This is a genomic window from Halovenus halobia (assembly GCF_051414135.1).
Lineage (GTDB): Archaea > Halobacteriota > Halobacteria > Halobacteriales > Haloarculaceae > Halovenus > Halovenus halobia.
This window is the reverse complement of record NZ_JBLKOA010000014.1, coordinates 1-1,579: the sequence shown is the minus strand read 5'-3', so window position 1 is coordinate 1,579 and position 1,579 is coordinate 1. Positions and strand designations below refer to the sequence as shown.

The following is a 1,579-nucleotide window of genomic DNA, read 5'->3' as shown; positions in this document are numbered from 1 at the left end:
TTGACCTCCTCCTCCGCCTGAAGGCGGAGGAATCCCGGCAAAGGATTCCCGGCTTCGCCGTTTCAGGTTTCAAGACGCATACGTTCCAAGCGTCGTTTGCTGATTTTCAGCATCGGCTTGGCTGTCTTGCGGCCCGGTCAATGAGGCCCCGTCCCCGCCCGAGTCATCGCCAACCACCTTCTGACCGGAATCCCGGTCGCTTTGGGGTTGCCTCTCTCCGGCAGGGTAGCGATCTGCGATATTCAGTGCGCCATTTATATCGGCCTGATACTCAGACACCCAACAATCGTCGTTAGTACAACTGAAGGTTGCCTGATGCCTGCGTGACCCGACTTCTTTACACGCATGGCACTCTTTCGACGTGTTTCGAGGGTTAACGGTCACAACGTCGATGCCTCGTCCTTCGGCTTTGTACATGATTTGACTGTGAAGCTTGGCGAACGCCCATCCGTGGAGACGACGGTTCATGTACGCGCCGTAGTCCATGTCCTCACGAATGTATGTCAAGTCCTCAAGCACGACCACACCGCCGTCAATACCGACTACGTGATCGACTACTTCCCGACTCACAGTATGGAGTATATCGTCTATCTGCCGCCATATCTCGTCGCCATACGTGTCTGTCAACACGTCGGCCCCACGGCGTTGTAGTCTGCGCATCGCCGTGAAGTACTGTTCGCGCAACTCTCTCACTGTCTTTGCTTCATCGTTCCACAGTCTTGGCGCAGTTGGAGAGTCGCACTCATTTCGGTGACACACCGTCGCAAGTGCGGCTTCTCCAATGTCTACACCGACCGGAGTAACATCGTCTGACTCCGAGCAGACGGTATCAGCAACGTCGAAATGGACGGTGGCGTGCAGATACCAATTATCATCTCTCTCAACAAGTCGAAACTCTCCCGGTTCTGCATCTCCTGCGTATAGCGCCTCGACTAGCGGTCGTTGTTCCGGGTTGATACCAGCAGGGAACCACAGGTCGTAGTCCTCATGGTGCGGGACTTTCAGATACCATTCGTAAGCGTTCTGTGGTTTGTGGTCAATGTCGAATCCTTCGTCAGTGAATCTTACTGGATGCTCGTCAGATAGCTCATCGGCGTCGTATGAGTCGCCAGTCAGTTGCGGGACGTACTTCTTCAGAGCGTTTTTTGCGTAGCCGCTGAGGTCGTACTGGACGACCACATCGTTCGTCGCTGATTGTGTCTCACACCCCTGCTGGAACGCATCATCCAGCGCACGACGGTACGCTGTCTGCGTTTCGCGTATCTTCTGATGCTTGTTCGTCGTCGGGTTGACCAGTCGTGCCTCAAGCGTTTTCGTTGGCATCAGTTAGTCGTCGCTGTCTGTCGTTCTCACGATCTTGACCGTTTCTTTAAGCCACTCTTTCGGCACGTAGACGTGAGCGCCATTCCCGTGACTACTCACCTCTTTCTCTACGACTTCGTGCCCTTCGATGCTAAATTTGTCCACACCTGGTATAGACTTGGCCCATACATAACCGTTGGGGAATCGGGATGCCTGAGTACCGCCTGTTCGCTCGACCCCCGCCTGAAGACGGGGGTATGCGCTCACCTTTTTATCA

The 1,579-nt window shown here is 54.5% G+C and carries 2 protein-coding genes; both read right to left on the bottom strand.

All coding sequences use genetic code 11. The annotated features are described in order from the left end of the window. Nucleotides 1-69: 69 nt before the first annotated feature. Nucleotides 70-1,323, bottom strand: a complete 1,254-nt coding sequence (locus ACMGFM_RS16610) for an RNA-guided endonuclease TnpB family protein (RefSeq protein ID WP_436903805.1) — start codon at nucleotides 1,321-1,323, stop codon at nucleotides 70-72. A gap of 3 nt (nucleotides 1,324-1,326) precedes the next feature. Continuing rightward, a partial coding sequence (locus ACMGFM_RS16605) for a DUF2080 family transposase-associated protein (protein WP_436903804.1) occupies nucleotides 1,327-1,579 on the bottom strand: 253 nt, incomplete at its 5' end.